Here is a 23,529-nt window from a genome sequence, read left to right on the forward strand (position 1 = left end):
TCGCGGCGTCGTTGGCGAGGCCATGCAACAATCCGGCGTGCGTATGCTCTCGCTCCTCCTCGGCCTCCTCCTGCTGACTGCCTGCTCCGGCTCGGACGACGCAGAGTCGACCGACGATCCGGCAACGCCGTCGACGTCGACATCGCAGTCACAGTCGGCGCCGGAGAGCTCGGCCTCGGAGAGCCCGTCGTCCGAGAGCGATGATGCCTGCACCCTGCTCACCGCGGCGGAGATCAAGGAGATCGTCGGCGGGCCTGCGACGGCACCGGAACCCGGTGATCTTGCGGGAGTTCCGCAGTGCCTATGGCGCGCCAAGGCCGGAACCCAGTGGGTGCAGGCAGCCAGCACCGACGCATCGGTCTGGTCCCGGTCCCTACCGGAGATCCTCAAGCAGATCGAGGCATCCGGCCTCGTCACGGACAAGACCAACCTCAAGAAGCTCCGGAAGGGTGCGGCGCTGGTCGAGTCTGGACAGGATCTCGAATCGGACGAGGCGTGCTCGGTCTTCTCCGAGATGCTCGAGGTGCAGGGACGTCCACCCGGCTCGCAGTCGATCGTGACGGTGATTCCGAACACCGACAAGCCAAAGGCCGTGACCGCCCAGATCTGCAGCGGCGGTCACTACACGACCGTCTCGACCGCAGACCCGAGCGGTCTCGAGGATCGGCTGCCTAACGAGGCTGTAGGGCGGGCGGCTCGACGCGTTCACCGCGCGGCGACGACGTAGCCGGCGGCAGCAGCCGCGCGAGGCTTCGCAACGATCGGCCCGCCATTTGCCACAAGGGGTTCGCGGTTGGTGATACAGGTGCGCTACCAAACGGCCTTGGTAGCGCAGCCGTATCACCAACCGACAGACCCCCTCCGACTCAGCCGGTCAGCGCCGGCTGGTCGGCCGCCCGCCCCGGCGACGCCTGGGATGAGTGCGCGGCGGGCGGCAGCAGCCGCGCGAGCCAGGCCGGCAGCCACCAGTTGGCGCGGCCGAGCAGCGTCATCAGGGACGGCACCAGCACCATCCGCACGATGGTGGCGTCGATCAGGATCGCGGTGGACAGCCCGAGCCCGAACATCTTGATGGCCGGATGGGCGCCGAACACGAAGCCGAAGAAGACCACGATCATGATCGCGGCGGCCGAGGTGATCACCCGGGCGGTGCGCGCGATGCCGTCGACGACGGCGGCCACGGTGTCGCCGGCGGCGTCGTACTCCTCGCGGATCCGGGAGAGCAGGAAGACCTCGTAGTCCATGGACAGCCCGAACAGGATCGCGAACATGAACATCGGGATGAACGACACGATTGGCACCGTCGACTCCAGCCCGATCAGCCCGGCGCCCCAGCCCCACTGGAAGACCATCACGATCACGCCGTACGACGCGCCGATGCCGAGCAGGTTGAGCAGCGCCGCCTTGAGCGGGACCACGACCGAGCGGAACACCACGACCAGCAGCAGCGCGGACAGCACGATCACGGCCGTGACCAGCCACGGCAGCCGCTGCCGGACCCGCTCGCCGACGTCGACCACGGTGGCCGTCTGCCCGCCGACATGGGCTCTGGCCGGGCTGTCGGTAAGGGATGTCGGGATCGCGTCCGCGCGCAGCCGGCGCAGGGTGTCGACGGTGGCGTAGTCCTGGGGACCGGTAGTCGGGTAGGCGACGATCGTCGCCAGGCCGGTCGCGTCGTCATACGCCGGCGAGGTCACCGTGCTGACCCCCTTGTCCGCCGCGAGGGCGGCGCGCAGCGGCGGCAGTACGCCGGGGTCGCCGGCCGTGTCGACGGCGACGACCAGCGGCCCGTTGAAGCCGGGCCCGAAGCCCTGGGCGACCAGGTCATACGCCCGCCGCTCGGTCCGGTGCTCGGGGAAGGTGCCCTCGTCGGGCATGCCGACCCGCAGCGCGAGCGCCGGGGCGGCCATCGCGAGCAGTACGGCGGTGCCGGCCAGGGCGTAGGCCCACGGGTGCCGGGTCACGTGCCGGCCCCAGCGCGACCAGGCCGCGTTCGCAGGCCGCTGGGTTCGGTCGGTGTGCCGCTTCGGCTGCAGCCGTCGGCCGGCGAGCCGGATCAGGGCGGGCAACAGCGTCACCGACGCCAGCATCATCACGAGTACGACGAGCGACAGCGCGATCCCGGCGGCGGTCACGAACGGGATCCCGGACACTGCCAGCCCGAGGATCGCCACCACCACGATGCCGCCGGCGAAGACCACGGTCCGGCCGGCGGTGGCGACCGCGCGCGCGAGCGACTCCTCGACGTCCAGGCCGTGGGCGAGGTTCTCGCGGTGCCGGGTCAGCAGGAAGAGCGCATAGTCGAGGCCGATTCCGAGGCCGACCATGGCTCCGAGCTGGGGCGCCCAGAGCGGGATGTCGACCAGCCGCGAGAGCAGGGGCAGCGCGCTGACCCCGACAGCGAGGCCGACCAGGGCGGTGCCGAGCGGCAGGCCGGCGGCGACGAACGACCCGAAGGTCCACAGCAGCAGCACCACCGCGACGCCGAGGCCGAGCATCTCGCCGATGCCGGTCTCCGCCTCGTCGAACGCGAAGAAGAGGTCGCCGTTCAGCTCGACGGTCAGCCCCGCCTGGTCACCCTGGAGCTCCTTGAGATTGTGGAGATCGTCCGGACTGAGCTGGTCGAGCGCGGCGTACTGCAGCCGGACCAGCGCGACCCGGCCGTCCGGGGAGATGCTGGGCTCGGAGGCGCCGAGCACGTTCGGGAGCTGCTCGGCCTCGGCGCGGACGTCGGCCAGTGCCGTGGCCGGAGCGCCCGGCCGGTCGAAGGTAGCGTCCGATGCCTGCGGCGTCAGCACGATCTGGGCGGTGGGCCCGGCCTGGTCCGAACCCTTGGCCTCGAGCAGGTCCGCAGCCCGCTGGGAGTCCAGGCCCGGGGCGCCGAACTGCTCCTCGAGCTCCTCCCCCGCGACGTTCGAGGTGCCGACGACGATCACCGCGGCCACGAGCCAGGCCGCGAGCACCGCCCAGGGTCGGCGCGCGGCCAGTCGGCCGAGACGGTACAGGGCACGCGAGAGCATGATCTTCCTCCTGGTTTGAACTGCGGGGACGCTCCAGCGTGGCGTCGGCGGCGGCTGCTCCGCCTCGGGCGAAGGGTCCGGATCGGACCGGCCGACCGGCCGGGTACGGCGTCGTACTTTGGGCCGATACGCCGGCGTCGCGGGATCTCTACGCTTGCCTGGTGATCCCTGACATCGTGCGCTCGCTGCTGGCCGAACCGCGGGCCCCGGGCGCGCCCCGGCGGGTCTGGCGGGACTGGCTGCTGGTTGCCGTCCTGGTGCCGGCGGCGGTGCTCGAGGGGGTCCTCGGCGATCACGTCGTCTGGCCCGCGGTGTCCATCATCGTCGCGCTCGGGCTGGCGTACGCGCTGCTGTGGCGGCGTACTCATCCGCTGCAGGTGGTGCTCGCCGTGTTCGGCACCCACTTCGTCACCTTCGTCGCGGCGGCGATCGCCGGGGTGGGTGCGGTCGGCGTCTACGCCAGCATCCTGACCCTGCTCCTTCCTTACGCGCTGCTGCGGTGGGGATCCGGACGGGAGGTGGCCATCGGCGTGCCGGTGATCCTGGTCGCGGGCGTGGTCGGGACCGCCGAGGACTACAACGGCCTGGGCGAGGCGGTCGCGGGGCTGATCTTCCTGTTCATTCCCGCGGTGCTGGGTGCGGCGGTCCGGTTCGCGGTGACCTCCCGGTCGCGCGAGCTCGACCAGGTGAAGCTCCTCGAGCGCCAGCAGCTGGCCCGCGAGCTGCACGACACCGTTGCCCACCATGTCTCGGCCATCGCCATCCGTGCGCAGGCGGGTCAGGTGGTCGCCGCGTCCCGGCCCGAGGCGGCCGCGGAGGCACTGGCGGTGATCGAGGACGAGGCGTCGCGCACTCTGGCCGAGATGCGGCTGGTGGTCGGCAGCCTCCGGGACGAGGCCAGCGCCGAGCTGGCGCCGCAGCCCGGACTTGTCGAGCTGCGGGGGCTGGCGCGTGCAGACGGCCGTCCGGCGGTGTACGTCGACGTGTCCGGCGAGCTGGGCACGCTGGGAGCCGCGGTCGGCACCGCGCTCTTCCGGATCGCCCAGGAGTCGGTCACCAACGCGGTCCGGCACGCGCGACAGGCCACCCGCGTCGACGTGGCGGTCACCGAGTCCGGGGACGAGGTGCTGCTGACAGTGCGGGACGACGGCGTCGACGCGGCTGCGTCGTACCTCACGGGCTACGGGCTGATCGGCATGACCGAGCGCGCCGCGCTCCTCGGCGGCACGCTCGACGCCGGGCCCGACCCGGCCGGCGGCTGGACGGTGCGCGCCGTACTCCCGAAGAGCGGACGCGACCGGTGAGCATCCGGGTGGTGGTCGCCGACGACCAGGAGATCGTGCGTACCGGCCTCCGGATGATCCTCGACGCGCAGCCGGACCTGACCGTGGTCGGCGAAGCGGCCGACGGCGCCGCGCTCGTCGCGCTCGCACACGAGCTGCGGCCCGATGTCTGCCTCGTCGACATCCGGATGCCCGGCATGGACGGGCTGGAGGCGACGCGCCGGCTCGCCGGGCCGGAGGTCGCCGACCCGCTCGCGATCGTCGTGATCACGACGTTCGACCTCGACGACTACGTGTACGGCGCCCTCGAGGCCGGCGCTCGCGGCTTCCTGCTCAAGGACGCCGGTCCGGAGCTGCTGGTCCAGGCGATCCGGGCCGCCGCCAGCGGCGACGCGCTGATCGCTCCCAACATCACCGCGCGACTGCTGGCGACGTTCGCCCGGACCCGGACCCGGCCGCGCACCCAGCCCGTCGAGCCGCTCACCGACCGCGAGGAGGAGGTGCTGCTGACCGTCGCCCGCGGCCGCACCAACGCCGAGATCGCCGACGAGCTCCACATCAGCCTCAGCACGGTCAAGACCCACCTGACCGCACTGATGACCAAGCTGGGCGTCCGCAACCGGGTCGAGATCGCGATGTGGGCGTACGAGACCGGCCGGATGGGCAGCTGACTGCTTCTCGTCTCACGGCACCAAGACCGCGGGCCCCCGGCCGGGTAGCCGGGAGCCCGCAGGACGAAGATCTTCGGATCGACGACATCTCAGGGTTGGACTGCGAGGGCGCAGGCCTCTTCAACCTGGTCGGCCGTCAGTCCGGACAGCACCGTTGCGACGGCCATGGCGACCTCGCACACCGACTGCGCTGGCTCTTGGCCGAGAAGGTCGGAGGCTATCTCCGCCGCCACACAGACCGTGCCGCCGGTGAACGCGGCAAGGTCGTCGATCGAGGAGAGGTAGCTGCTGCATGATGCGGCCGTCGCGTTCGCTGGCGCCGCTGTGGAGACTGCCAAGGCACCTGTTGCGAGGGCGACACCGCAGAGAGCTGCGGTAAGCCGGGTACTGCTAGTCATAGCGATTCCCCTTTGCTCATATGGAGGTGTCTAGATTTTGACCGGACATATCAGACAATTAAGACGTTCCTCGCATAGGTCATCGCTGTCAAGCAGAGGCTGCCGCCCCTGACCGAGGCGCCGACCCCCAGTGCTCGTGCGGCCGCGTCAGCGCCGGGCCATGACCGGATGAGGTATGGCACGATAGGCGGCGATCGAGACGATGGCCAGCCATAGCCAGGTCGAAAGTACCGTGATCCAGATAAGTCCGACGCCGCCGGGCAGTGCCGCCAGCGCACCGCCTGCGATGAACGTCAGGACTATCGCGACCCCTGCGATCCTCGACCACAGCGCACCGCGCGCCCAGCGTCTACCTAGCCAGGAGCCGGCAAGGGTTGCGGCCACACCGACGCAGACGAATCCGAGACCGCCGAACACGAGGTGGAGCACCCCCTGCGCTGTGAACTCTCCGCCTCCCACACCTGGCGGGAACTTGCCGGTTGGGTCCGGCGGGAAAATCGCACTGAGCACAAGGCACAGGCCGTACATCCCCACCAATGCCGCCGCCCTGCGTGACCATCCCGGCGTCCGGAGCAGCCCGATCGCCGCCACGATCGTCATCAGCCCCGAGAGAACCAGGTTCAGCCACTGCAACCAGCCGAGGTCTCCGATAAGCAGCAGGCTCAGCGCATCCCGGGCCAGGTCGAATCCTGGACGGGTGAGCGCGAGGATGAGACCGAAGCTGAGATAGAAGGGGCCAGCGACAACTCCCCATCCCAGCATCGAGCGGGTGACGGCGGCGCCATGATCGAAACCAGTCGAAGACTCTAGATCCGTCATTCCATCCTCCAGTGGGTCGTGACTAGCGGAAACCACCAAGTCGCATTCCTCGCCTCCTCGGAAACGTCACGATTGGTCATAGGTTCGGAATCAGGGCATTGGAGTAGTGGACCTTGTCGAAGGGAAAGTCCCTGGCGGTCCAGTGGCGAAGTGCGCGGTAGACGTTGGCGTACTGGCCGTCGGCATACGCCTCGGGCGTCACCCACCAGCTGACATCGACATCGTGATCCAGCAGTTCCTCGGTGAGAGGCATTCGGCGGCCGAGTGGGTAGAGGTAGCAGCAGCCCAAGTACTGCTCGTCCGCGTAGACGGCGTAGGTGAACGAGTCGTTCTCCCGGAACTCGCATTCGTGCCAGATGAGATCGACGTAGTTGAAGTCCTCGGTCACGGGCTCGCTCGGCCACTTCCCGCCTCGGGTTCGGCGGATCAGCTCGATGCTGGCGTTGATCCCCCGCACGTCATCGGCGACGTGCTGTCGGGTGATCGCTTCGGCCCTGATCCCCCCGTAGGTAAGCACCGTTGGCGCGGCCCAGCCGGGCGGGGTACGTAGCCGCTTGATGAGTCCGGCGTAGTTCACTGTCCGTCCTGTTCTGTCTTTGCGGCGAGGGTCAGGATGACGACTCCGCTCGGTAGCGTTGTCGACTCCGCCAGCGTGAACGAACCCGACGAACCGGGGAAGTAGAGCAGGTCGTCAGACGTGCCGGTGCCGAGGAGGCACGGGTGCACCCACAGGCGCAGCTCGTCGAGGAGTCCTTCCGCCAGAAGCGCACGGGACAGCGGCCCGAATCCGTACTGCACAATGTCGGCCCCCGGCTGCTCCTTGAGGCTGCGGATGGCGCGGATGGGATCGCGGTCCATCACAATGGTGTTGTTCCACTGCGGGTCGACAAGCGTTGTGGACACGACGTGCTTCGGCAGGGCATTCATGCGATCGGCGAGAGGGTTGCCTGACATCGCGGACCACACCGGCGCGAACAGATCGTAGGTGTGCCTTCCCATCAGCACGGCATCGCATCGTTCCAGAAGCTCGATCTGAACCTTGTTCCCTGCCTCGCCGAAACCGCCCATCGCGGGCCAGTCCTGCGGGTTCTGAATGACTCCGTCGAGGGTGATATAGGTGGAGTTAATGATCTTGCGCACGGATTCTGCCTTTCAATTGGGTTCATGGCTGGGCGGGACTCTGTCCCTATGCCGAACGGTTGGTACCCGGATCGACAATCCTTCGATGGTCACGATCAGTCCGGTGCAGGCTTTGTCGCCAACTCGATCTCGATGTCGAGCCGATCACCGGCTTCGATACCTGCTGCGCCCCGGACGACGCCGCTGACCGGGATCAGTACCTGGCCGGACATGGTGCCCAGGCTGGTCTGAAACGTGTAACCGTTGAGCGAGACCGTCACTCGTGGCCTGCGTCCTCCAGCTAGCCCTTCGATGACTCGCTCCGGGACGGGGATTCCCGTCGCCGTCTTCCCGTTGAGGCGAAGTTCGGCGTCGAATCTCATGATTGCACCGCCCCTGTGGGGTGTCGGTCGCGCCGCGCGATGGCCAAGTGGGGATTGGTTCAACATGAGCTTCCTTTCGCTGGGTAACAGCCGACCTCACCGCCGGGCACCCACCCGAGCGATCTCCGGCTCGACGGGACGGCAACACCTCGAACATCCGACGGCCACCGCACCAACAGGACCGGACCCTGGTGAATGCCAAGACAGCGTGGCTCAAGCCACAGCGCGCCCACATCGGTGTCAGTACGGAATGACCACGGAGACGCCACGGAGGCGCCACTGGGTCGGATCGGTCACACTGTCGTCGTGCATTCGATCGAGGTCTCCGAGCGGGAGGCGGAGGTACTCGCAGCTATCGGCGCTCGGCTGTCCAACGCCCAGATCGCCAACCGACTGCACATCTCGGTCCGTACGGTGGAGAGCCACGTGTCGTCGCTGCTGCGTAAGTACGGCGTCACCGACAGGTGGGCGCTCACCGAACAAGCCCAGTACGGCGGTCCACCGTCTGGTCAGCTGGTCGGGTTGCCGGCGTCGCGCACGACGTTCGTCGGGCGTTCTCGCGAGCGGGACCTGGTCCTCGGCTTGCTCGCGGACATGCGATTGGTGACGCTTCTGGGACCCGGCGGGATCGGCAAGACCCGGCTGGCCGCGGCGGTGGCCGACGCAGCGGGGCGGTCGTTTCCGCTGGGCGGCGCGTTCGTCGACCTGGTGCCGGTGCGCGACGGGTTCGTCGCACAGGCGGTGGCCGCTGCCCTCGGCGTCACCGAACGGCCAGGCCAGGCCTTGGAGGACAGCATCGCCCAGCGACTCGGTCGTGGCAGGTCATTGCTCGTCCTGGACAACTGTGAGCACCTCCTCGACGTGGTGGCAGGTTTCGTCGAGCGGCTGCTGTCGACCTGTCCCGAGGTGACGATTCTGGTCACCAGCAGGGAGCGGATCGGCGTACCGGGTGAACGGAGCGTGCCCATCGAGCCGTTGCCGCTGACCTCGGATGCCGAGCGGTTGTTCCGCGACCGGGCCACCTCGGCCGACCCCGACTTCAGCGCCAGCCAGGACGTCGTCGCCGAACTCTGCGGCCGACTGGACGGGATGCCACTGGCGATCGAACTCGCCGCCGCGCGGAGCGCTTCGCTCGGCGCCGACGGTCTGCTGGCCGCCGTCGACGACGGACTGCGGCTGTTGTCTGGTGGCCGGGGACCCGTCGAGCGGCATCGGTCCCTGCATGCGGTGATCGGCTGGAGCCACGACCTGCTCGCCGAGGATGAACGGGATCTGTTCCGTCGTCTCTCGATCTTCGTCGGCGGATTCGATCTCGACGCCGTCGCCACTGTCGCGTCAGGCTCCACCCGCGGCGCGGTCGCCGACGTACTCGGCCGTCTGGTCGACAAGAGCCTCGTCGTGCACCAGGGAGGCACGCGGAGCAGATGGCGGCTGCTGGAGACGGTGCGAGCCTTCGCCGCGGAGCAGCTCGAGGCAAGCGGCGAGCGGGCCGAGATCCAGCAGGGGCATCTGCGGTGGGCCGCAGATGCCGGCACCGAGCTCGAGAGCCGGCTGGACGGCGAGTGGCGGGGTGACTTCGACGCTGTCGCCGACGACCTGCGCTCAGCTCTCGCCGCTGCCGCGCCCGGCCGGGCGCAATTGCCGCACCGGCTGGCTCGGTCGCTGGGGCACCTGACGTATGCCCGCCGGTTTCTGCACGAGGCTCCCGGCCACTACGAGGAGGCCGCCAGGAGGGCGCCCGATCCGCAGGAGGCGGCACGGGACCTGCGCAGCGCCGCCGACTGTGCGCACGCCTTCTTCGACACACGCCGATCCTTCGACCTGCTGCTCGCCTCGGCCGAGCGGTCGCGAGCGGCCGATGACGCCAACGCCGAGTCGATTGCCCTGGCATTCGCAGTCACCACGGCCAACCGGCACCCGGCCGGGTTCACCGTGGAGGTACCCCACGAGCATCTGCGCGACCTGCTCGACCGAGCCACCACCGTGGGTGACCATCAGGACCTGTTCGTGGCCGCCCATCTTGCCGCGGCGAACGCATGGAACGCCCAGCGGGAGAGGGTCGTTCCCGCGCCCACTCTGGTGGAAGCTGCCGCGGCCACCGCACGCGCGACCGGCGATCCGGTGCTGATCAGCGCGGGTCTCGACGCGATCGGCAGCGCCGCACTCTCCACGGGGCGGCCCGGGGAAGCGCACCGGATCGCCGTCGAGCGGATGGAACTGCTCGACCGCATGTCCCGGGACGATCCGTACACCGCACCTGAGATCACCGACACGTTTCACATGGCGGCCACCTGCGCCGTCGCGGTCGGCGCCCTGCGCACCGCGCTGTCCGTGGCCAGGCTGGCCGCGGCCGACGACCTGGTCGGCAACCAGTCGACCGTCGGGATGGGCTGCATGCTGCCGGCACTGGTGCTGATGGGTGAGTTCGACGAGGCACTGCGCCGCGCACCGGGCATCTGGAACGTCTGCATCCGAGCGGACAACCCTCTCGCGTGGATCTCACCGGCGATCGCATCGGTCGCGCTTGCTCACGGGCTCCTCGACGACGAGGACGGTTTCCGGCTGTGGCGGACCAGGGCCGAGCAGGTCGCAGGCAACGCCCGGTCCCCCTACCTGGATTCATACGCGGCGTTTGTCGACGCTCGGGTAGCTCTGCACACCGGCCGGACAGACAACGCCGACGTGCTGACCGAGCGCGCCTTCGCCGACTTTCCGCCGCACGACTGGCATCGCGCCTTCGCCCACGCCGCCGGCGCCGAGCTCGCGGTCGCAACGGGACTGCCCGACGCGGCCGAGCGACTCGCGACAGCCTCAGCCACCGCAATCGAGAACGACTGGGCGACCGCCTGCCTCGCCCGAGCCCGCGGCCGGCTCGAATGCGATCCGGACGCCTTGACCAGGTCCCTCGCCAGCTGGGAACGAATCGGCGCCCGCTTTGAGCACGCCTACACCCTGCGGCTCCTCGGCCGCAGTGACGCCGTGATCGTTCCGGGAATGGCCGTTGAAGTGACCTCAAAGCGAAGTGACGTGACGATCCTGTAGGGCGGGCGGGGCTCGAACCCGCGACCCAGGGATTATGAGTCCCCTGCTCTAACCAGCTGAGCTACCGCCCCTCGGCAGGTGAGCCTATCGGGACCGCTCCAGCCCGGCCGAACTCCCGCCTCGATGACGCTCACCCCGAACCAAACCCGAACGCCAGCGCGGATGCTGTCCGTCATGAAGCGTCGACGCCCTGCGCTAGGAGCCGCGATGGCGGCCGTGATCACCCTCGGCCTGACCGGAGGAGTGGCGCCACCGGCAGCCGGGGCGTCCCGGCACTTCGAGAACGGCGAGAGCATCCTGGCCTCTGCCAAGGGTCCGGCCGTACCTTCCTCGTCGAGCATCGTGGTCGACGGCATCGGCGGCCGGATCACCGACGTGAACGTGGTGCTGGTCGGCGTGTCCAGTACGAACCTCGAGGGTATCGACATCGCGCTTCGAGGGCCGGGCAGCGGCGCCGCGCCGATCATGTCCGACGCCTGTGGGTCCGCCGACGTGTCGGACATCGTCCTCCGCTTCGACGAGGACAATCCCGCGAACGCGATTCCCGACCACGGACCTTGCGATACCGGCGCTTACCGGACCCACGACTACGACCCAGTCGCCAGCGATCCCGATCCCAACACCGGCTTCCTCAGTCTCAACGACTTCGACGGCAAGAACCCGGTTGGGCCCTGGAATCTCTATGTCACCCAGGACGAGAACGCCGGCATCACCAACATCGCGTCAGGCTGGCGCCTTGAGATCGAGTACATCCCGGCGGAGGTGCGACTGCCGCACGAATCCGGCACGGGCACAGCGGCGCCATACCCCTGGCGGAAGACCGTGGCGCGTGGCCCCTCGACGGTCCGCGAGGTCAGGGTCGGTCTCCTGGGAGTCCAGCACAACTACGTGCCCGACCTCGACGTACTGCTGGTCGGGCCGCGCGGGCAGAAGGTCATGCTGATGTCGGACGTCTGTGGCTCCAATCTCTCCGAAGCCGACTTCCTCTTCGACGACGACGCCCCCGGTCCGGTACCCGCCGACGACTGCTCGGGCAGCATTGCCGCCAGGCCCACCAACGCCACCACGGCGCACGGCCCTGGCGACCCGACTGTCGACGCCTTCCCGGGAGGACCACCCGGCCCGTATCCGACACGTCCCTTGTCGGTCTTCGACGGCACGAACCCCAACGGAACGTGGCGGATCCTCATCACCGATGACCAGGCCAATAGCGCTGGCGGCTTCATCGAGAAGGTACGGCTCCACCTCGATCTGCGGCCCGACACCAAGATCACCCAGCGGCCCAAGAAGAGGACCACGAAGCGACGCGCCCACTTCGAGTACCGCACGATCATTGACCCGAACGTGCGCCGACAGTGCAAGCTCGACCAGCGTCCATGGCGTCCGTGCGCTGCGGGCGGCAGCACCTACAAGAACCTGCGGCCCGGCCGGCACGTCTTCCGGGTCCGTGGCCTGATCGTGAAGCCGGGCGCCGCCGTCGTTGCCGACCTCACACCGGCCAAGTACGTATGGAGAGTGAAGCGGCAATGATCACCGCTGCCCTCAAGCAGGTGCTGACCCGCGAGAACGTCAAGCTCGTCGTCGTCGCGGTCGGCTGCCTGCTCATCGCCTGGACGGGGCCGAGCGTCGCTCACGGCGTACATGCGCAGTTCGCGCACAACGCCGACAAGGTGGACGGCCGGCACGCGGTCGGTCCGGGCGCCAGCCTGTCGGCTGCGCGGCAGAAGCTGGTCGCCCACGACGCCCGGGGGATGCTGCCGGACAAGTTCGTCGGCAAGCCGGCCACCATCGTCACCATGCATGCCGGGACGGGCTGGCTGACCAGCACCGAGCCGATGACGGTTCAGCGGACCGGTAACGCCGTGGTCACCTCCGGAAACGGCTTCATGGTGATGCCCCTCCAGTCACCCCGTCAGTGGGGCGCGCAGTTGTACGTCCTCGCAAAGGTCGAGCTGTGCTTCGAGACCGTCGGCAGCGGCAAGCTCGACGCGATCTACGTCTACGACTCGAACCCCACCCTGCCGGGTACCGCGCTGCGGGCCGACAGCACCAACCGGTACAGCCCGGGCGGATCCTGCCTGGCCATTCCGGTCCGCAAGCCCGTGACCACCGGCGCGAACCTCGCGGTGATCGTCGACGGCGTGGCACCGCACCTGTACGGCGTCCGCGCCCAGTGGACCAGCTAGTCGCCGGTCGGCTCAGCGGGCGGCTCCGGGTCCTGGCGCTGCACCTCGAGCATCCGCTCACGCGGCGCGTAGCCGAAGTCGAGGTTGGTGCGGTGCATCGCCTTGCTCTCGGGGTCGGTCCAGGTGTGCAGCTGGGTGCGCTCGGGGTGGTCGCGCTGCAGGATCTCCAGGGTGGCGAGCTTGAGGGCGGTGCCGAGCCGGTGGCCGCGGTGCTCAGGCATCACCAGCGTGTCCCACTGGAAGGCGTCGGTGTCGCCGGTGTCGAGAGGCACCAGCAGCGTCGAGTAGCCGCACATCAGCCCGTCCTTCCGGCGCCGGACGGCTGCCGTGATCGCCCAGTACGCCGCGGCCAGCCGCTCCTCCTCGGCGCGCTGGCGGTCCTCGTCGTACACGACCGGCTCGTAGTCGACCTCGCCGATCGGGACGTCGCTGTCCATCTGGGTGCGCAGCTCGAGATAGGCGTCCAGGTGCTTGTCGGGACAGTGGTCACCCCACGTGATCACGTCGTACTCGTCGTCGACCGACTCGCGGAGCTGCTCGAGCCGCTCGGCCGGGACCGGCAGGTCGAGGACCAGGTGGTCCTCCTCGTGGACGGTCGTGAAGCCGTGCGAGAACGCGAAGTCCAGGCCCGGGCACCTCGACGAGTCCGTCCCGAGGTAGAGCTCGCAGACCACGGTGGTCCGACCAGCGTTCTGCCGCATCACATCGGCGTACTCCAGCAGGGTGGCGCCGACCCCGAGCTTTCGCACCGCCGGCCGCACGAAGAGCTCGACCTCGGCGAGGTGCTTGTTGTCGTTCATCGACAGCCCGACCGAGCCGACGCCCAGGAACACACCGTTGGACTCCGCGGCGAAGAGCATGTTGCGGCGGTACGGGTCCGGGCGCTGCACCTGTTGGCTGCGCTCCAGCCAGGTCTCGGCGACGCCGTACGGGCGATCCGCCTCGATCACCTGGACCTCGACGGCATGCCAGCGCCGCAGTGCGTCGTCGTCGTCCGGACCAATCTCCACGATCCGGGTCAAACGGTCTGTCATGGGACACCACCCAACCGTGCTTCGGCCTTGCCTTCAACCTTGGTCGAGGTGACATGCTCGGCGCCATGACCGAAACACCCCCACCGCCGCTCGAGTCTCTGCCCGAGGACTGGTCCACCGCGCTCGCGATCGTGGCGCATCCGGACGACATGGAGTTCGGCGCCGCCGCGGCCGTCGCCCGCTGGACGGGCCAGGGCAAGAAGGTCGTCTACTGCATGGTGACCAGCGGTGAGGCCGGCATCGACGGCATGGAGCCGGACGAGGCACGGCGGGTCCGCGAGGCCGAGCAGATCGAGTCGGCGCGGATCGTCGGGGTCGACGTCGTCGAGTTCCTGGGCCAGCACGACGGCATCATCGAGTACGGCGTACCGCTGCGCCGCGAGCTGGCTGCCGTCGTACGCCGGCACCGGCCGGACATCGTGATCACCGGCAACTTCCGGGACACCTGGAGCGGCACCAACCTCAACCAGGCCGACCACATCGCGGTCGGCAAGGCGGTCGTCGATGCGGTGCGCGATGCCGGCAACCGCTGGATCTTCCCCGAGCAGCTCGTCGACGGGGTCGAGAAGTGGGGCGGCGTACGTGCGGTGTGGGCGTTCGGGTCACCGAGTGCCGGGCATGCCGTCGACACCACCGCCACCTTCGACGCCGGAGTCGAGTCCCTCAAGGCCCACGCCGCCTACATCGACGGTCTCGGCTGGGAGCACTGGGACCCCCGGGAGTTCCTCGAGGGCTTCGGCCGGCAGGCCGGGCAGCGGCTCGGAGTGGCGCTGGCCGCCCCGTTCGAGGTCTTCCCCATGGGCTGGGGCGACTGACCAAAGCACGCCGACCCGGCCCGTCTTCACCCCTCAGCACGCCGACCCGGCTCTTCTTGACGTCAGATCACGTCGACCCGGCCCGTGTTGACATGCCTCATGTGCACACGGGCCGGGTCAGCGCTCCACCACGTCAATACGGGCCGGGTCAGGGCTCCACCACGTCAATACGGGCCGGGTCAGGGCTCCACCACGTCAACACGGGCCGGGTCAGCGTCGGAGCGGGCGTGCAGGCCGTCGATGATCGCGCACAGCGCCTTGTCGACCAGGGCGTCGTAGTCGGCGGCGGGCATCGCGCTCAGCGGTCCGGACAGGGTCAGGTGGGCGAGCCCGTGCACCACCGACCAGGCGACGAACTCGGCGTTCACTCGCGCCTCGGTCGTCAGGTAGCCGACCCGAACCAGCTCGTCGAGTGACTCCCTGAGCTGGCCGAACGCGGTGTCGCTGTTGGCCAGGAATAGTGCAAGGTCGCCGCCGGGCTGGTGGTCGACTCCGCGGTCGAAGGCGACCATGAACGACCCGGTGTCCTCGGTGGCGAACTTGAGGTAGGCCTCCCCCGTCGCCTTGAGCCGCATGGTGGCCGTGGTGACCGGATCCGGCCCCGAGACGGCGGCTGTCGCGGCGCCGACCCGTTCTGCGAGCCGGGCCAGCGCGGCACCCTTGACCGCGTCGACCAGGTCGGCGTGCGAGGCGAAGTGCCGGTACGCCGCTGTCGGCGTGACGCCGACCGCCTTGGCGACTGCGCGGACGGTCACCGCCTCCGGTCCACCGCTGGCGGCCAGCTCCTTGCCAGCCTCGATCAGGGCGTTGCGCAGGTCCCCGTGGTGGTAGCTGGGGCGGGTCCGAGAGCTGGTCGACATACCGGAATGTTAACAGAAGACAACATTTCTGCCCGGAACCCCGGAATCATGTTGACACTCGCCAACATCAGTGCCATGTTTACAGACGTCAACTTTTCGCCTGTTAACTTTCTGGGGAGCACTCATGTTGCACTCGCTCGGCCGCCTCGCCGTACGGCGGGCCCGCCTGATCCTGGTGGCCGCCACGCTCACGCTGGTCGCCGCCGGTGTGATCGGCGCCGGCGCCTTCGCCCAGCTCAAGACCGAGGGGTTCGACGACCCCAACGCCGACTCGACCAAGGCCGCCACACTCGTCGAGGAGCGGTTCGGCGGTGAGGCCGACCTGATCCTCCTGGTCCGGCCCGAGAGCGGCACCGTCGACGACCCGGCCGCGGTGGCCGCCGGCACCGCCCTCGCCAAGAAGGCGGCAGCCGACCCCGACCTGTCCAACGTCGTGTCCTACTGGCAGACCAAGTCGCCGGCGCTGAAGTCGCCGGACGGCGAGTACGCCCTGGTCCTCGCTCACGCCGGTGACAACGAGGAGGTGATCGAGCGCTACACCTCCGACGGACCCGACATCACAGTCGCCGCCGGCGGCGAGGCCGGGGTCAGGTCCGACGTCGGCGCCGAGGTCGGCGAGAGCCTGGCCATCGCCGAGGCGATCGCCGTACCGATCACACTGCTACTGCTCGTGATCGCCTTCCGCGGCCTGGTCGCGGGTCTGCTGCCGTTGGCGATCGGGCTGATCTCGATCATGGGCACCTTCGCCGAGCTGGCTATCCTCGGCCGGCTCACCGACGTCGCGATCTACGCGATCAACCTCACCACCGCCCTCGGCCTGGCGCTCGCGGTCGACTACGCGCTGCTGATGGTCAACCGCTTCCGCGAGGAGCTGGCCGGCGGTGCCGACACCCAGCACGCGGTGATCCGCTCGGTGCAGACCGCGGGCCGGACCATCCTGTTCTCTGCGACGACGGTCGTGGCCGCGCTATCTGTGCTGCTGCTGTTCCCGCTCTACTTCCTGCGGTCCTTCGCGTACGCCGGCATCGGCGTGGTGATCATCTCCTGCGTCGCCGCGCTGGTCGTGCTGCCCGCGCTGCTCGCCGTCCTCGGCCCGCGCGTCAACAAGGGTCGCCTGCCCTGGTTCCGTGGTGAGCAGGCGGCCGCGTCGACGGCCTGGGCCCGGATCGGGTCGTTCGCGATGCGGCGCCCGGTGATCGTCGCCGTACCCGCGATCGCGGCACTGCTGGCACTGGCCGCTCCCCTGCTGCACGTTGAGTTCGGTACGCCGGACGACCGGGTGCTGCACACCTCGGTGTCGAGCCGGCAGGTCGGCGACGTACTCCGCGAGGAGTTCGACAACGCCACCACCGGTATCGAGGTCGTGACCGACGGCGCGATGTCGAGCGCCGAGGTCAGCAGCCACGCAACCGAGCTCTCCCGGCTCGGCGACGTCGAGCGGGTCGAGTCGAGCGCAGGCATCTTTGCCGGCGGAGCCAGGGCCGCGGCCAACCCAGCGGCCGAGGCGTTGAGCCGGCCGGACGCGCAGCGGCTCACCGTCGTCACCGCACTCGACCCGCGTTCGGCCGAGGCGGAGTCACTGGTCCGCGACGTGCGCGAGACCGCTGACCCGGCCGGCGCCAAGGTGTACGTCGGCGGCGAGACCGCTGCCCTGGTCGACAGCAAGCACGCGATCTCCTCGCGGCTGCCGATGGCCGCGCTGCTGATCGGGGTGAGCACCTTCGTCCTGCTGTTCCTGTTCACCGGCAGCGTGCTGCAGCCGCTGCGGGCGCTGGTTCTGAACCTGGTCAGCATGTCCGCCGTGCTCGGCGTGATGGTGCTGATCTTCCAGGACGGCGCGCTGTCCTCGGCGCTGGGCTTCACCCCGATGCCGCTGGACACCAGCATGCTGGTGCTGCTGTTCTGCATCGCGTTCGGGCTGTCGATGGACTACGAAGTGTTCGTGCTCAGCCGGATCAAGGAGTTCCACGACGCCGGCCTCGACAACACACGTGCCGTCGTCGAGGGCATGGCCCGCTCGGGCCGGATCGTGTCCACCGCCGCGGCGCTGATGGCGGTCAGCTTCTTCGCGTTCGGTACGGCGAGCGTCAGCTTCCTGCAGCTGTTCGGTCTCGGCACCGGGCTGGCGATCCTGCTCGACGCCACTGTGGTCCGCGGGCTGCTGGTGCCGGCGTTCCTCCGGCTGATGGGCAGGGCCGCCTGGTGGTCGCCGAAACCGCTGCGCCGGCTGCACATCTCGGAGTCGCCTGCTGACGAGCGGGTGGCTGAGCCTGCCTGAGCAAGAGTGCGTGGATTCCGGGGCAGCATTCGACTCGGAATCCACGCACTACGGCCTCACGACGAAGGGTGTGTCGCCCAGCTCGGTGGTGGTGACGATGAGGTCGGAGAAGACCAACGAGATCTGGTGGGCGTTGGTCTCGATCGTCACCTCGTGGAAGGGGATGCCGAGGTCGCGCGACCAAGCGGATGCCTCCGCCGACTTTGCGACCAGTGTCATTCCCGGGTAGAGAGGCTCTGCCAGCGGACGCCCCACACGAAGCCGTCAACCTGGTTCGCGACGTCGAGGTCGACGTCCTTGAGCTGCTCGTCAAGGGAGCCTCGCCATATCTCGCGCCGGACCGCCGACGCCACCGACGCCCGTACGCACTGGGTGAATCGGTAGCGCAGGTGCTCGGGCGCGACTCCGGTAGACGGGTGCGCGACGGCGTACACGTAGAGGTCGTAGTCACGCATGTAGTCCGCGTAGCCGTGAAAGACCAGCGCTTGGTCGAAGACGTCGTCGAGTGCGGCCTCGATCTCCTCAGCATTCACGCCAAGCAGGATGCCCTACCGGGTGGCGGCCCGCGCATGATCGTGCGTGGTGATGGACGCCGATCGCGGTCTCGCTGGCGTACGCTCGTGCCGACAATTCGCCCCTCGGGAAGAGGATTCATGGCCAAGAAGAAGGTAGTCCGGGTCGAGAGCGACCCCGAGCCCCGCGGTGAGACCCGCGGTGAGACCCGTGGCGACAGCCAGGAAGCCGAACCCACCTGGACGCCGACCGCGGAGGCGAAGAGCAAGGCCACCAAGCTGCGGCTTGCCGCGGCCGTGCTGTGGCTGCTGGCGATCGCCGGCGAGGTCTACGCGATCTTCGGCGTACTCAACGCTGACGACGTCAACATGGTGCTGCTGATCGGGCTGATCGTGGTCATCGGCATCCTTGCCGTGGCGGGCTCGCTCCTGTGGAAGCAGGCCAACAGGCTGGACCCGGCGCGCCGCAGCGAGCCGACCCGGTTCTTCATCCAGAACCAGCTCGGCGCCATCATCACGGTGATCGCGTTCCTGCCGCTGATCGTGCTGATCCTGCTGAACAAGGACATGAGTGGCCGGGAGAAGGCGCTCGCCGGTGGCCTCGGCGTCGTGGTGATGCTCGTCGCCGGCTACTTCGGCACCGAGCTGAACCCGTCCTCGGTCGAGCAGTACACCGAGGAGACCAACACGGTCGAGGACATCGTGGGCGAGAACCTCGTGTACTGGACCAAGGAGGGCAACGTCTTCCACCTGTGCGCGGAGGCCTCGGACGTCAACCGGGAGTCCAAGGACGGCAAGATCTACGAAGGCACCGTCGCCCAGGCACACGAGGCCGGCAAGGACCGGCTCACCAAGAAGATCGCACAGGAGACAAGGGAGTGCGGCTTCGACAAGCCCGACGAGCCGACGGACGGGCCGGCCGAGGAGCCGACGGACGAGGAGTCCTGATTTCGTAAATTGTCTCTAGGTCTTGAACCGGTCCCCCTGACTCGCCGTACAGCGAGTCAGGGGGACCGCCGCTTGAGGAGGACCGACCAATGAGGCTTGCCGCTCGAACCGTCCTCGCGGGACTGGCCGCGATGGCACTCGCCGTGGCGGTGGCACCCACCGCCACCGCCGCCGACACCACACCACCGACCGCACCCACCAACGTCCGCGTGCTCGATGTCACCGCGGACGTCGTCACGATCGCGTTCAACCCGTCCACCGACAAGGGTGGGCTCAAGTGGTACACGGTGCACGCCGGCACCCGCACCCAGGCAACCACCTCGCCGAGCCGGACCGACTTCGGCGGCCTGCGCGCGGGTACGACGTACTCGCTGACCGTCCGAGCCGTCGACAAGGCCGGCAACGTGTCCGCGCCGAGTACGCCGGTCACGTTCACCACCGACCCCTGGCCGGCCGTGCCGAACGTCCAGGTCACCAGCGTTGTCGGCGGCGACGTCTCGCTGTCGTGGGGCCGACCGTCCGGGATGGACCCGTATCGCTACCTGATCTACGACGGTGGCCAGCCGGAGGCCGTCATCAACTGGGAGCGGCTGACCATGAGGAACCTGGCCCCCGGGACGCACTCCTTCACGGTCCGCGGGTGGCATGTCTCGGGCACCCTGACCCCACCCAGCGACCCGGTGACCGTGACCGTCGCCCCGCGCGGCACCGACCTGATGGCACCGAGCCCGCCAGGCAATCCGGTGTCGGTCGAGGAGATCGAGACCTACGAGTTCGACACCACCTGGACGGCCTCCACCGACGCCGTCGACTCGTCGTCGAGCCTCACCTACGACATGCTCCAGGCGTGGCCCGGCGGCCTGTTCACCTCGAGGTACGGCGTGGTCGGAACGGGCGACCACGGAACGGTCACCTACGCGGTCCGCGCCGTCGACCCGCACGGCAACCGGTCCGCACCCGCCGCCGCGACGATCGTGTGGTGAGCGGTTGAACGTGTGGCCCGCTTCCTCTGTCAGCGGAGGAAGCGGGCCACTACGGGGCTCAGTCCTCGTTGTGCAAGTCGCCTACCGGAGCGAGCAGCGCCAGCCGCAGCAGCAGCCGGCCGCGCTCGTCGGTCAGCGACCAGCCCACGACCTGCTCCAGCCTGGCCAGCCGGTTCAACACGGTGTTGCGATGGCAGTAGAGGGCCCGGGCCGCAGCGGTCGTCGACTGGTTGTGGGCGAACCAGGTCTCCAGGGTCTCCAGCAGTGCGTCGCGTTCGTCGGGCGGCAGCTCCAGGACCCGGCCGAGTGCACGGCGTACCAGCCGGTCGGCAACCTCCGGAGCGGACGCCAGCAGTGCCTCCGGCAGCCGGTCGTCCAGGGCGGCGACGACAGGTTGGTCCGGCGGGAGCGTGGCCAGCGCGAGCAGCGCCTGTCGATAGGCACGGCCCAGCTCGGCCAGCGTCGGTGCCTCAGGGCTGACGCCGACCCGGCGACCGGCGAGCACCGCGCCGAGAACCTGCTGGACCCGTGGCGTCCCGGTCGCCTCAGGCAGCTGCAGGACGCCGACCTCGTTGCCGGCCTGCGCGCCCCACACCGACTCGACGGCGTGGACCGCGAGCTGATCGCGCTGGCTGCCGACCACGGGCCGCTCCGGCACACCCGCGGCGACCACGACGACGTACCGCGCGGTGGGCGGCAGGGCCAGCAGCCGTTGCGCGGCCGCGGCGATGTCGGTATCGGCCCCCCGGCCCTCGAGCAGCTCACGAAGCAGCTGCTCCCGGCCCGCACGGTCGCGCTCCCGCAGCCGCTCCTCCTCCTGCCGGTAGCCCTCGACGGTCTTCATCGAGAACACGTCCATCAGGTGCCACAGCCGGGCGACCTCGTCGAGCATCGCTCGGCTCGCCTCCGGTCCGCACTGCTTGGCGCAGGCCAGCAGCTCCTCCCAGATCAGCTCGATCCCGAGCCGGAAGGACCGCAGCACCGCCTCCAGCGGGACGCCCTGCGCGGCACGGCGTCGCCCGGTCTCGAGGGGAGCGTCGTACAGCGCGTCGTCGAGCGGGCCCTCGGTCAGGAACGCCTCGGTGATCCGAAGGATGTTCGCGCGGATGGAGTGCGACAGGTCGTCGTGCGACGGCGCGCTCACGGTGCGGTACGACGGGTCGTCGACGATCACCGCCTCGACCCTCGCCTGGAGCGGGTCGATGTCGGCGAGCAGCTCGTCGACCAGCTGCTTCAGCAGCCCCGAGCGGCTCGGCCGCTCGACCTCCAGCGTTCCCATGGGGACAACGGGGACCTCCGCCATGCCGGTCACCTCATCTCCTTGCCCTCTCCACAGACAACGCCCGACTGCCCAGTTTGGCTATGCCACGGTTGCTGGATGGCTGGCCGGCGCGGCGACCGCCGCCCGTGGTTCTGCGGGTCAGTCTCCGGCCGAGTCCAGGATGGGCCGACCGAGTGAGCGGCTGCGGCCGCGGAAGGTCGCGATCACGGTCTCGCCGCAGCGGACGGTGACGTCGTACACGCCGGACCGGCCGCGCAGCGCCACCTCCTGAGCGTCGGCGACGAGTACGTCGTCGATCCGGGCCGACTCGAGGAAGTCCACCTGGAAGCCGGTGGCGACGGTGACCGTGCCGTGGCTGTTGCAGGCGAACGCGAACGCGCTGTCGGCGAGCGTCGAGATCAGGCCGCCGTGGCAGAGGTCGTGGCCATTGACCATGTCGGCGCGGACCACCATCGACAGCCGAGCGCGGCCGGGCGCCACCTCTTCGAGCACCATCCCGAGCGCCTTGCTGGCCTGGTCGCCGGCCCACATGGCCTCGGCGCAGGCGCGGGCGAGCTGGTCGGGGTCGGTCATGGTCACCACCTGCCTATCGCTCGGGACGCTGGTCGACGATCCGCCGCATCTTGCCGACCGAGCGCTCGATGCTGCCGGGCTCGGTCACCTCGACGGCGACGGTGACGCCGATGGTGCGCTTGACCAGCCCGGCGACGTGCCGCCCGGCGTCCTGGGCGGCGTCGGCGGTCGCGTGCTCGGCGCGCTCGATGCGGACCGTGAGCTCGTCGAGGTTGCCCTCGCGGGTCAGCACGCACTGGAAGTGCGGGCTCAGCTCGGGCACGTTCAGCACCAGCTCCTCGATCTGGGTCGGGAACAGGTTGACCCCGCGCAGGATCATCATGTCGTCGGAGCGGCCGGTGATCTTCTCGATCCGCCGCATCCGCCGGGCGGTGCCGGGCAGCAGCCGGGTCAGGTCGCGGGTGCGGTACCGGATCACCGGCATCGCCTGCTTGGTCAGCGAGGTGAAGACCAGCTCGCCCTTCTCCCCGTCGGGCAGCACCGCTCCGGTGATCGGGTCGATGATCTCCGGGTAGAAGTGGTCCTCCCAGACGTGCAGTCCGTCCTTGGTCTCGACGCACTCCTGCGCCACACCCGGGCCGATCACCTCCGACAGCCCGTAGATGTCGACCGCGTGCATGTCGAGCCGCTCCTCGATCGTGCGCCGCATCTGGTTGGTCCACGGCTCGGCGCCGAAGATGCCCACCCGGAGCGAGGTGCTGCGCGGGTCGATCCCGGCCCGCTCCAGCTCGTCGATGATGCTCAGCATGTACGAAGGCGTGACCATGATGATGCTCGGCCGGAAGTCGGTGATCAGCTGCACCTGGCGCTCGGTCATGCCGCCCGAGACGGGGACCACCGTGCAGCCCAGCTTCTCCGCACCGCCGTGGGCGCCGAGGCCGCCGGTGAACAGGCCGTAACCGTAGGCGTTGTGCAGGATGTCCCCCGGCCGCCCGCCGGCCGCGCGGATGCTGCGCGCCATCACTGTCGACCACATGTCGAGGTCGTCCCGGGTGTAGCCGACCACGGTCGGCTTGCCCGTCGTACCGGAGGACGCGTGGACCCGGACCACTTGCTCGCGCGGCACCGCGAACATCTCGAACGGGTAATTGTCGCGCAGGTCGGCCTTGGTCGTGAACGGCAGCCGGGCGAGGTCCTCCAGCGAGCGGACGTCGTCGGGGTGGGCGCCGGCCGCCTCGAACGAACGCCGGTAGTGGGCGACGTTGTCGTAGGCGTGGCGGACCGACCAGTGCAGGCGCTCGAGCTGCAGCGCCCTGAGCTCGTCGACCGAGAGCAGCTCGACCGGCTCCAGGCCCTCGTCGGGGGAAATGGAAGGGGACACGG

General features: G+C 69.3%; 22 protein-coding genes and 1 tRNA gene. 10 read left to right on the forward strand and 13 right to left on the reverse strand.

All coding sequences use genetic code 11. The features are described 5' to 3' along the window. Window positions 1-43: 43 nt before the first annotated feature. Window positions 44-727 (forward strand): DUF3558 family protein, encoded by a 684-nt coding sequence (locus DDV73_RS22985; protein WP_161962508.1) that lies wholly within the window; start codon window positions 44-46, stop codon window positions 725-727. A gap of 139 nt (window positions 728-866) precedes the next feature. On the opposite strand, the gene DDV73_RS22990 is transcribed toward DDV73_RS22985, so the two are convergent. Continuing rightward, window positions 867-3,020: an MMPL family transporter gene (locus tag DDV73_RS22990; RefSeq protein WP_109509608.1), complete on the reverse strand. Its 2,154-nt coding sequence runs from the start codon at window positions 3,018-3,020 to the stop codon at window positions 867-869. A gap of 161 nt (window positions 3,021-3,181) precedes the next feature. On the opposite strand from DDV73_RS22990, the gene DDV73_RS22995 reads away from it, so the two are divergent. Beyond that, window positions 3,182-4,324 carry a sensor histidine kinase gene (locus DDV73_RS22995; RefSeq protein WP_240617434.1) on the forward strand — a complete coding sequence of 381 codons (1,143 nt, stop codon included), beginning with the start codon at window positions 3,182-3,184 and terminating at the stop codon, window positions 4,322-4,324. Then, on the forward strand, window positions 4,321-4,974 hold the full coding sequence (locus DDV73_RS23000; RefSeq protein WP_109509609.1) for a response regulator: 654 nt from the start codon (window positions 4,321-4,323) through the stop codon (window positions 4,972-4,974). The genes DDV73_RS22995 and DDV73_RS23000 overlap by 4 nt, the downstream gene beginning before the upstream one ends. A 545-nt stretch (window positions 4,975-5,519) precedes the next feature. Here DDV73_RS23000 and DDV73_RS23005 read toward each other — a convergent pair. The 4 genes from DDV73_RS23005 to DDV73_RS23020 all read right to left on the reverse strand — a co-directional run bounded on the left by DDV73_RS23005 (window position 5,520) and on the right by DDV73_RS23020 (window position 7,759). Continuing rightward, a complete protein-coding gene (locus DDV73_RS23005; RefSeq protein WP_240617435.1) occupies window positions 5,520-6,191 on the reverse strand; it encodes a DUF998 domain-containing protein in 672 nt (223 codons plus the stop codon). A gap of 76 nt (window positions 6,192-6,267) precedes the next feature. Beyond that, on the reverse strand, window positions 6,268-6,768 hold the full coding sequence (locus DDV73_RS23010; protein WP_109509610.1) for a GNAT family N-acetyltransferase: 501 nt from the start codon (window positions 6,766-6,768) through the stop codon (window positions 6,268-6,270). After that, window positions 6,765-7,331 (reverse strand): dihydrofolate reductase family protein, encoded by a 567-nt coding sequence (locus tag DDV73_RS23015; protein WP_109509611.1) that lies wholly within the window; start codon window positions 7,329-7,331, stop codon window positions 6,765-6,767. Before DDV73_RS23015 ends, DDV73_RS23010 begins: the two co-directional genes overlap by 4 nt. Before the next feature lie 95 nt (window positions 7,332-7,426). Next, on the reverse strand, window positions 7,427-7,759 hold the full coding sequence (locus DDV73_RS23020) for a DUF1905 domain-containing protein (protein ID WP_338066407.1): 333 nt from the start codon (window positions 7,757-7,759) through the stop codon (window positions 7,427-7,429). Window positions 7,760-7,999: 240 nt separating this feature from the next. Here DDV73_RS23020 and DDV73_RS23025 point away from each other — a divergent pair, with 240 nt between their 5' ends. Further along, window positions 8,000-10,735 (forward strand): ATP-binding protein, encoded by a 2,736-nt coding sequence (locus tag DDV73_RS23025; RefSeq protein ID WP_161962509.1) that lies wholly within the window; start codon window positions 8,000-8,002, stop codon window positions 10,733-10,735. Here DDV73_RS23025 and DDV73_RS23030 read toward each other — a convergent pair. Beyond that, window positions 10,733-10,806, reverse strand: a tRNA-Ile gene (locus tag DDV73_RS23030). The two genes, DDV73_RS23025 and DDV73_RS23030, sit on opposite strands and share 3 nt — an antisense overlap. A gap of 136 nt (window positions 10,807-10,942) precedes the next feature. On the opposite strand from DDV73_RS23030, the gene DDV73_RS23035 reads away from it, so the two are divergent. Together DDV73_RS23035 and DDV73_RS23040 are read left to right on the forward strand one after the other, a co-directional pair. After that, on the forward strand, window positions 10,943-12,265 hold the full coding sequence (locus DDV73_RS23035; RefSeq protein WP_109509614.1) for a hypothetical protein: 1,323 nt from the start codon (window positions 10,943-10,945) through the stop codon (window positions 12,263-12,265). Further along, window positions 12,262-12,921, forward strand: a complete 660-nt coding sequence (locus DDV73_RS23040) for a hypothetical protein (protein ID WP_109509615.1) — start codon at window positions 12,262-12,264, stop codon at window positions 12,919-12,921. The genes DDV73_RS23035 and DDV73_RS23040 overlap by 4 nt, the downstream gene beginning before the upstream one ends. Here the strand turns inward: DDV73_RS23040 and DDV73_RS23045 are convergent. Beyond that, window positions 12,918-13,955 carry a GNAT family N-acetyltransferase gene (locus DDV73_RS23045; protein WP_109509616.1) on the reverse strand — a complete coding sequence of 346 codons (1,038 nt, stop codon included), beginning with the start codon at window positions 13,953-13,955 and terminating at the stop codon, window positions 12,918-12,920. The two genes, DDV73_RS23040 and DDV73_RS23045, sit on opposite strands and share 4 nt — an antisense overlap. Before the next feature lie 65 nt (window positions 13,956-14,020). Here DDV73_RS23045 and DDV73_RS23050 point away from each other — a divergent pair, with 65 nt between their 5' ends. Continuing rightward, window positions 14,021-14,770, forward strand: coding sequence for a PIG-L deacetylase family protein (locus tag DDV73_RS23050; RefSeq protein WP_109509785.1), 750 nt, complete (start codon window positions 14,021-14,023; stop codon window positions 14,768-14,770). 179 nt (window positions 14,771-14,949) lie between these two features. Here DDV73_RS23050 and DDV73_RS23055 read toward each other — a convergent pair whose 3' ends face one another. After that, window positions 14,950-15,630: a TetR/AcrR family transcriptional regulator gene (locus DDV73_RS23055; protein ID WP_109509617.1), complete on the reverse strand. Its 681-nt coding sequence runs from the start codon at window positions 15,628-15,630 to the stop codon at window positions 14,950-14,952. 124 nt (window positions 15,631-15,754) lie between these two features. Between DDV73_RS23055 and DDV73_RS23060 the strand changes: the two genes are divergently transcribed. After that, window positions 15,755-17,908, forward strand: coding sequence for an MMPL family transporter (locus tag DDV73_RS23060; protein WP_109509618.1), 2,154 nt, complete (start codon window positions 15,755-15,757; stop codon window positions 17,906-17,908). Window positions 17,909-17,956: 48 nt separating this feature from the next. Here the strand turns inward: DDV73_RS23060 and DDV73_RS28925 are convergent, their stop codons facing one another. After that, on the reverse strand, window positions 17,957-18,127 hold the full coding sequence (locus DDV73_RS28925; protein ID WP_206051056.1) for a YxiG-like protein: 171 nt from the start codon (window positions 18,125-18,127) through the stop codon (window positions 17,957-17,959). Then, on the reverse strand, window positions 18,124-18,441 hold the full coding sequence (locus DDV73_RS23065) for a YxiG-like protein (RefSeq protein ID WP_206051057.1): 318 nt from the start codon (window positions 18,439-18,441) through the stop codon (window positions 18,124-18,126). Before DDV73_RS23065 ends, DDV73_RS28925 begins: the two co-directional genes overlap by 4 nt. A gap of 120 nt (window positions 18,442-18,561) precedes the next feature. Here DDV73_RS23065 and DDV73_RS23070 point away from each other — a divergent pair, with 120 nt between their 5' ends. Next, window positions 18,562-19,368: a mechanosensitive ion channel family protein gene (locus DDV73_RS23070; RefSeq protein WP_109509619.1), complete on the forward strand. Its 807-nt coding sequence runs from the start codon at window positions 18,562-18,564 to the stop codon at window positions 19,366-19,368. A gap of 89 nt (window positions 19,369-19,457) precedes the next feature. Further along, a complete protein-coding gene (locus DDV73_RS23075; protein ID WP_109509620.1) occupies window positions 19,458-20,351 on the forward strand; it encodes a fibronectin type III domain-containing protein in 894 nt (297 codons plus the stop codon). 58 nt (window positions 20,352-20,409) lie between these two features. Here DDV73_RS23075 and DDV73_RS23080 read toward each other — a convergent pair whose 3' ends face one another. The 3 genes from DDV73_RS23080 to paaK all read right to left on the reverse strand — a co-directional run bounded on the left by DDV73_RS23080 (window position 20,410) and on the right by paaK (window position 23,527). Then, window positions 20,410-21,654 (reverse strand): PucR family transcriptional regulator, encoded by a 1,245-nt coding sequence (locus tag DDV73_RS23080; protein WP_240617445.1) that lies wholly within the window; start codon window positions 21,652-21,654, stop codon window positions 20,410-20,412. A gap of 117 nt (window positions 21,655-21,771) precedes the next feature. After that, on the reverse strand, window positions 21,772-22,206 hold the full coding sequence (gene paaI, locus DDV73_RS23085) for a hydroxyphenylacetyl-CoA thioesterase PaaI (RefSeq protein ID WP_109509622.1): 435 nt from the start codon (window positions 22,204-22,206) through the stop codon (window positions 21,772-21,774). 13 nt (window positions 22,207-22,219) lie between these two features. Then, window positions 22,220-23,527 (reverse strand): phenylacetate--CoA ligase PaaK, encoded by a 1,308-nt coding sequence (gene paaK / locus DDV73_RS23090; protein WP_109509623.1) that lies wholly within the window; start codon window positions 23,525-23,527, stop codon window positions 22,220-22,222. Window positions 23,528-23,529 lie beyond the last annotated feature (2 nt).

It is taken from the genome of Nocardioides speluncae (assembly GCF_003121585.1).
Taxonomy (GTDB): Bacteria; Actinomycetota; Actinomycetes; order Propionibacteriales; family Nocardioidaceae; genus Nocardioides; species Nocardioides speluncae.